The sequence below is a fragment of the Streptosporangium fragile genome (assembly GCF_039534445.1).
Classification (GTDB): Bacteria; Actinomycetota; Actinomycetes; order Streptosporangiales; family Streptosporangiaceae; genus Streptosporangium; species Streptosporangium fragile.
This window is the reverse complement of record NZ_BAAAVI010000004.1, coordinates 217,766-225,071: the sequence shown is the minus strand read 5'-3', so window position 1 is coordinate 225,071 and position 7,306 is coordinate 217,766. Positions and strand designations below refer to the sequence as shown.

Below are 7,306 nucleotides of genomic sequence, written 5' to 3'. Positions count from 1 at the left end.
GCCCCGCAGGCCGCCGCCCCGGCCCAGGCCGCGGCCCCCGCCCCGGCTCCCGAGCCGGTCGCGGTCGACACGACCCTGCGCGGCCGCACCGAGAAGATGTCCCGCCTGCGCCAGACCATCGCCAAGCGCATGGTCGAGTCGCTCCAGGTCTCGGCCCAGCTCACCACCGTGGTCGAGGTCGACGTCACCAAGATCGCGCGGCTGCGCGACCAGGCGAAGGCCGAGTTCCAGCGGCGCGAGGGCGTCAAGCTCTCGTTCATGCCGTTCTTCGCCCTCGCCACGATCGAGGCGCTCAAGCAGCACCCGAAGCTGAACGCCACGATCAACAGCGAGACCAACGAGGTCACGTACTTCGACGCCGAGCACCTGGCCTTCGCGACGGACACCGAGCGCGGCCTGATCGTTCCGGTGATCAAGGACGCCGGCGACCTCAACATCGCCGGTCTCGCCCGTAAGATCGCCGACCTGGCCGAGCGCACCCGCACCAACAAGGTGAGCCCGGACGAGCTCACCGGCGGCACGTTCACGCTGACCAACACCGGCAGCCGCGGCGCGCTGTTCGACACGCCGATCCTCAACCAGCCGCAGGTCGGCATGCTGGGCACCGGCGCGGTCGTCAAGCGCCCGGTGGTCGTCGACACCCCCGAGGGCGAGGTCATCGCCGTCCGTTCGATGGTGTACCTGGCGCTCAGCTACGACCACCGCCTGGTCGACGGCGCCGACGCCGCCCGCTTCCTGACGACGATCAAGCGTCGCCTGGAGGAGGGCCGTTTCGAGAACCAGCTGGGCCTGAACGCCTGAGTCTCCGTTCTCCCGCACCGGGCCGGTCCGCGATCCGCGGGCCGGCCCGGCCGTCGTTTCCGGCTCCTTCCCCGTTTCCGGCCCGGTCCCCGTTTCCGGACGCGTCCGCCTCCGGGGCGGTCGTCCCCGGGCGGCCGTTCCCGGGGACGTCGCGCTTACGGGCCGGTCGCTCCCGGCCCCGTCGTTCCCGGGCCCGTCGCCTTTCCGGAGCACCGCCCTCGGTGCGAATCCGGCGGATGCCCGGCCTCCGAAGATCCGGATGGGAGGTCGATTACATTGAACGGCATGGCGATCATTGTGACCGGGTCCTCGGGCTTGCTGGGATCGGCTCTGGTGAGGGCTCTGCGGGCCGACGGCGCCCGCGTGGTCCGTCTGGTACGGCGCCCGCCGCGGGGCGACGACGAGTCGTTCTGGGACCCGGGGAAGGGCATCGTCGACCGGGCCGCCCTGGAGGGCGCGGAGGCGGTGGTCCACCTGGCCGGTGCGGGCATCGGCGACCGGCGCTGGAACGACGCCTACAGGCGCGAGATCGTCCGCAGCCGGGTCGAGGGGACCAGGACCCTCGTCACCGCGCTGACGGGCCTGTCGGCCAGGCCTCCGGCGCTGCTGTCGAGCTCCGCGATCGGCTTCTACGGGGACACCGGCGACCGGGCGGTGGACGAGACGGCCCCGGCGGGCGCCGGGTTCCTCGCGCAAGAGGTGGTGGTGCCCTGGGAGGCGGAGACGGCACCGGCCGAGGAGGCGGGCATCCGGGTGGCGCGGCTGCGCACCGGCCTGGTGCTGAGCGGGCGGGGCGGCATGTTGGCGCAGATCCTGCCGGTCTTCAGGCTCGGCCTGGGCGCGCCCCTGGGGTCGGGGCGGCAGTACTGGTCGTGGATCTCCATCGACGACTGGGTCCTCGCCGTCCAATACATCCTGAAAAATCAAGAAGTATCGGGTCCGGTGAACCTGACGGCCCCCGAGCCGGTCACCAACGCGGAGTTCACCAGGGAACTCGGCAAGGCCCTGCGCCGATCCACGATGCCGCTGGCGGTGCCCGGGTTCGTCCTGCGCACGGCCCTCGGCGGGTTCGCCGAGGAGGGCGTGCTGACCGGCCAGCGGGTGCTCCCGCGGCGCCTGCTGGACAGCGGCTACACGTTCCGGCATACGCGTCTCAACGACGCACTGGCCGCCGTACTCTAGGGTCCCTCTGTTCACCGATGGAACCGTTGAGGGAGATGGACATGGGCAGGTCCGGACAGTCGCACATCCTAGCGATCGGAGGCGGTTCCTTCCGCCCGTCCGCGCGCTACGGGTTCATCGAGGCGAGTCCCCTGCTCAGGTACGCCCTCGACCTCACCGGCCAGGACCGGCCCCGGCTGGGCCTGCTGGCCACCGCCACCGGTGACGACGCGGAGTGGCTGCTGAAGATGTACGGCGCGTTCCGCGAGTGGGACGTCGAGGTCAGCCATCTGACGGTGTTCCCGATGCCCAACGTCGACGACCCGCGGGAGTGGGTCCTGAGCCAGGACATGATCTACGTCAGCGGCGGCAGCGTGGCCAACCTGGCCGCCCTGTGGCGGCTGCACGGCCTGGACGAGGTCTTCGAGGAGGCGTGGCGGGCCGGCGTGGTGCTGTCCGGTCAGAGCGCGGGCGCGCTCTGCTGGCACGTGGGCGGCAACACCGACTCCTTCGGGCCGGAGCTGCGGGTGTGGGCCGACGGCCTCGGCCTGCTGCCGTACTCGTGCGGCGTCCACTACGACTCCGACCCGCAGCGCCGCCGGCTGCTGCACGAGTCGGTGGGCTCCGGCGAGCTGCCCGGCGGCTACGCCGCCGACGAGGGCGTCGGACTCCACTACGTGGGCACCGAGTTCATCCAGGCCGTCGCCGTGCACCGCGACGCGTACGCCTACCGGGTCGAGCACGACGGGGCCGGAGGAGCCAAGGAGATCCGCATCGAGCCTCGGCTTCTCACGTCTTGAGGACCGGCGGGTCAATTACTCTTGATGCGTGAGTGAGCTGGCGTTCGTCCGTCTGGGCGTTGATTTCCCCTACGAGCAGGCCTGGGATCTCCAGCGGCGGATCCACGCCCGCCGGGTCGCCGGCGAGATCCCCGACACCTGCCTGATGCTCGAACACGCGCCGGTCTACACGGCCGGCAGGCGCACCGCCCCGCACGAGCGGCCCACCGACGGCACCCCGGTCGTCGAGGTCGACCGGGGCGGCCGGATCACCTGGCACGGCCCCGGCCAGCTGGTCGGTTACCCGATCGTCAAACTCGGCGGTCCGCTCGACGTCACCTCCTACGTCAGGCTCCTGGAGGAGACGCTCATCCAGGTCTGCGCCGACTTCGGGGTGCAGGCGGGCCGGGTCGAGGGGCGCGGCGGCGTCTGGGTGGCCGGAGATCCCTCGCACGGCCTGCCCGACAGGAAGGTCGGCGCGATCGGCATCCGGGTCTCCGGTGGCGTGACGATGCACGGCTTCGCGCTCAACTGCTCCAACGACCCGAGCTGGTACAACCGGATCGTCCCCTGCGGGATCAGCGACGCCGGGGTCTCCTCGCTGTCGGCCGAGACGGGCCGCCGGATCGTGGTCGACGAGGTCCTGCCGTACGCCGAGAAGCACCTGGCGGAGGCGCTCGGCGCGCAGGGCTTCGAGCTGCCGGAGGAGGAGCTGTTCCGGCGTTGAGCCCCGGGTCTGCCGCAGGTTGCGACGGGACATAAGCTGTGGAGGTGAGCGAGCGTGACGATATGGACAGCACCTCGATATACAACACCTCGGTACGGTGACCGATGAAGGAGCTCGCATGACCGTCGCCCCCGAAGGCCGAAAGCTCCTCCGGCTGGAGGTCCGCAACGCCGCGACCCCCATCGAGAAGAAGCCCGAGTGGATCAAGACCCGCTTCCGGACCGGCCCCAACCACACCGAGCTGCGGGCGCTGGTCCAGCGCGAGGGCCTGCACACGGTCTGCCAGGAGGCGGGGTGCCCCAACATCTCCGAGTGCTGGGAAGACCGCGAGGCCACCTTCCTCATCGGTGGTGACCAGTGCACCCGGCGCTGTGACTTCTGCCAGATCGACACCGGCAAGCCCAAGGCGTACGACACCGACGAGCCGCGCCGCGTGGCCGAGTCGGTGCGGCAGATGGGCCTGAACTACGCGACCGTTACCGGCGTCGCCCGCGACGACCTGCCCGACGGTGGCGCGTGGCTGTACGCCGAGACGGCGCGGCAGATCCACGCGCTTCTGCCGGGCTGCGGGGTCGAGCTGCTGGTGCCCGACTTCAACGGCGACCAGAGCCAGCTGGAGGAGGTCTTCTCCGCCAGGCCCGAGGTCTTCGCGCACAACATCGAGACCGTGCCGCGGATCTTCAAGCGCATCCGGCCCGCGTTCCGCTACGAGCGGTCCCTGGAAGTGATCACCAAGGCTCGCCAGGCCGGGCTGGTGACCAAGTCCAACCTCATCCTCGGCATGGGCGAGGAGCGCGAGGAGGTCGTCCAGGCCATGCGCGACCTGCACGAGGCCGGCTGCGACCTGCTGACCGTGACCCAGTACCTGCGTCCCACTCCCCGCCACCACCCCGTGGAGCGCTGGGTGAAGCCCGAGGAGTTCGTGGAGCTCCAGAAGGAGGCGGAGGCCATCGGCTTCGCCGGCGTCATGTCCGGCCCGCTGGTCCGCTCCTCCTACCGGGCCGGCCGCCTCTACAAGCAGGCCGTCGAGGCCCGCCAGCACGCCTGACCCGGCCGCCGACCCGGCCCGGGCCCCTTCGGACCCCGCGCCCCGCGCGGGGTCTTCCTCTTCTTCCGGGGAGGCCGCCGGTTCACGGGCGGGGCCGCCGGCGCGGCTCCCCCGCGAGATCGGCTTTCCATAACGCCATGGCAACGAAACCTACCGGACACTCGGTATGCCGGGCGAGACTGCCGGGGTGGACATCGAAGAACTGATCAGCCGACTCGACCTGAGCGCCAAGGTACGCCTGCTGACCGGCGCGGACATGTGGTCGCTGCCCGCCCTGCCGGAGATCGGGCTGGAGCGGTTGGTGATGAGCGACGGTCCCATCGGCGTCCGCGGCACGCAGTGGTCCTCCGCCGACCCGTCGATCGCGCTGCCCAGCCCCACCGCGCTCGCCGCGACCTGGGACGTCGGACTGGTCCGCCGGGTCGGGCGGCTGCTCGCCCGGGAGGCCCGCCGCAAGGGTGTGCACGTGCTGCTCGCCCCGACCCTCAACCTGCACCGCAGCCCGCTCGGCGGCCGGCACTTCGAGTGCTTCTCCGAGGACCCGTACCTGACCGGCGAGATCGGCGCCGCCTACGTCGAGGGCGTCCAGGAGTACGGCGTGGCCACCACACCCAAGCACTTCGTGGCCAACGACTTCGAGACCGACCGGTTCACGGTGGACGTCAGGGTCGACGGCAGGACGCTGCGCGAGGTCTACCTGGCGCCCTTCGAGCGGGTCGTACGGGCCGGCGCCTGGGGCGTGATGTCCGCCTACAACTCGGTCAACGGGACCACGATGACCGAGAACCGGCCCCTCCAGCGCGAGGTGCTGAAGGACGAGTGGGGCTTCGACGGCTTCGTCGTCTCCGACTGGACGGCCGCCCGTTCCACCGAGGCGACCGTCGAGGGCGGTCTCGACGTCGCCATGCCGGGGCCCTCCGGGCCGTGGGGCGCGAAGCTCGAGGCCGCGGTCCGCGAGGGACGGGTCTCCGAGGAGGCCGTCGACGACCGGGTACGCCGCGTGCTGCGTCTCGCCCGGCGCGTCGGCGCCCTCGGCCGTCCGCCCGCGGACCCGGGCGCACCCCCCACCGCGCCCGGCGGCGCACCGGGATCCGCACGAAGCGCCGCGCCCGCCGGCGCACCGATCAGCACGACCACCGGCGCACCCGCCACCGCGCCCGGCTCCGGCGCGGACCCGGCGGCCGGTCCCGCCGCGGCCGACGGGATCGCGCTGGCCCGCGAGGTGGCCGCCCGGTCGTTCACGCTGCTGCGCAACGAGGGCGGGCTGCTCCCGCTACGGGACGTGCGCAGCGTGGCGCTGATCGGCTCGGCCGCCGCGGAGGCCCGGGTCATGGGCGGCGGCAGCGCCCAGGTGTTCCCCGACCGGATCGTCTCCCCGCTGGAGGGGCTGCGCGAGCGCGGGGACGTGGAGGTGCGCCACGCGATCGGCACCGATCCCCGCATCCGGCTGGCGCCGCTGCCCGGTCCCGCCCGCGCCCTCTTCCTGGACGCCGCGGGCGAGGTACTGGCCGAGCACCCGCTGGCCACCGCCGAGGCCCGCTGGGTCGGCGACCTCCCCCCGGACGTGGACACCGCGCGCCTGGCCGCCGTCGAGATCCGCGCCGTCCACACCCCGGACGTGACCGGCGTACACGAGTTCTCGATCACCGGCGTCGGCGCTTTCACCGTGACGGTCGACGGTGAGACCGTCTTCGACGGGAAGCTCGCGCCGGAGGGCGGAGACCCGGCCGCCGCGTTCCTGGCCCCGCCGGAGCGCCGGATCACCGTCGCCCTCACCGCGGGCGTCCCGGTCCGGATCGGCGCCCGGCAGCCGTCGGGGTCGTTCGGCGGCATGGCGTTCGTGGCGTTCGCCCTGGGCCACGCCGCCCCCTCCCCCGGCGACGACGCCCTGATGGCCGAGGCGGTGGAGGTCGCCGCGGGCGCCGACGTGGCGATCGTGGTCGCCTCCACCACCATGGAGGTGGAGAGCGAGGGCTTCGACCGTACGAGCCTGGCCCTGCCGGGGCGCCAGGACGAACTGGTCGCCAGGGTCGCCGCGGCCAACCCCCGAACGATCGTCGTGGTCAACGCCGGCTCCCCGGTGGAGATGCCGTGGCGGGAGCTGGTCCCCGCCGTGCTGCTGACCTGGTTCCCCGGGCAGGAGGCCGGACACGCGCTGGCCGACGTGCTGTTCGGCGACGCCGAGCCGGGCGGCCGGCTGCCCACCACCTGGCCGGGCCGCGCGTCCGACGTGCCGGTCCTGAGCGTCACCCCGGCCGGCGGCGCGGTCGTCTACGGGGAGGGCGTCTTCATCGGATACCGGGCGTGGGAACGTGCCGGCCGCACCCCGGCGTTCTGGTTCGGCCACGGCCTGGGCTACACCGACTGGTCCTACGACGCCATGTCCGCCTCCGGGACGTCGGCGACCGTCGCGGTCACCAACACCGGTGAGCGTCCCGGACGCGAGATCGTGCAGGTCTACCTCGCCCCGGTGGAACCGGGGCCGGACCGCCCCGCCCGCGTCCTCGCCGGGTTCGCCGTCGTCGACGCCGCCCCGGGCGAGACCGTGGTCGGCACCGTCCGCCTGCCCGAACGCGCCTTCCAGCGCTGGACGGACGAGGGCTGGCGCACGGTCCCGGGCGAGTACGCCGTCGAGGCGGGACGCAGCCTCGCCGACCGCCGGCTGTCCGCGACGGTGACCGTCCGGGTGAGCGGGTGTTGAGTTCCGGCGTCACCATGTGAGGTGCGTTCCGTCCCAGGTCCGGGGACGGGGTCCGTGGGCGGGTGGCGACGAGGCTTGTACGGTGCGCT

At 72.7% G+C, this 7,306-nt stretch carries 6 protein-coding genes; all 6 read left to right on the top strand.

Going from position 1 to position 7,306, the window contains the following annotated elements; translation table 11 throughout:
* On the top strand, positions 1-801 hold an 801-nt coding region (locus ABD841_RS04745), incomplete at its 5' end, for a 2-oxo acid dehydrogenase subunit E2 (RefSeq protein WP_344968217.1).
* A 285-nt stretch (positions 802-1,086) separates the two neighbouring features.
* Positions 1,087-1,983: a TIGR01777 family oxidoreductase gene (locus ABD841_RS04740; RefSeq protein WP_344968215.1), complete on the top strand. Its 897-nt coding sequence runs from the start codon at positions 1,087-1,089 to the stop codon at positions 1,981-1,983.
* A gap of 41 nt (positions 1,984-2,024) precedes the next feature.
* Positions 2,025-2,762, top strand: coding sequence for a Type 1 glutamine amidotransferase-like domain-containing protein (locus ABD841_RS04735; protein ID WP_344968213.1), 738 nt, complete (start codon positions 2,025-2,027; stop codon positions 2,760-2,762).
* Positions 2,763-2,790: 28 nt separating this feature from the next.
* The gene (gene lipB / locus ABD841_RS04730; protein ID WP_344968211.1) at positions 2,791-3,468 is read left to right on the top strand and encodes a lipoyl(octanoyl) transferase LipB; all 678 of its coding nucleotides are present in this window, start codon (positions 2,791-2,793) and stop codon (positions 3,466-3,468) included.
* A 118-nt stretch (positions 3,469-3,586) separates the two neighbouring features.
* Positions 3,587-4,516 (top strand): lipoyl synthase, encoded by a 930-nt coding sequence (gene lipA / locus ABD841_RS04725; RefSeq protein WP_344968209.1) that lies wholly within the window; start codon positions 3,587-3,589, stop codon positions 4,514-4,516.
* Between the two features lie 166 nt (positions 4,517-4,682).
* Positions 4,683-7,217, top strand: coding sequence for a beta-glucosidase H (locus ABD841_RS04720; protein ID WP_425581945.1), 2,535 nt, complete (start codon positions 4,683-4,685; stop codon positions 7,215-7,217).
* The last annotated feature ends 89 nt before the right edge of the window (positions 7,218-7,306 follow it).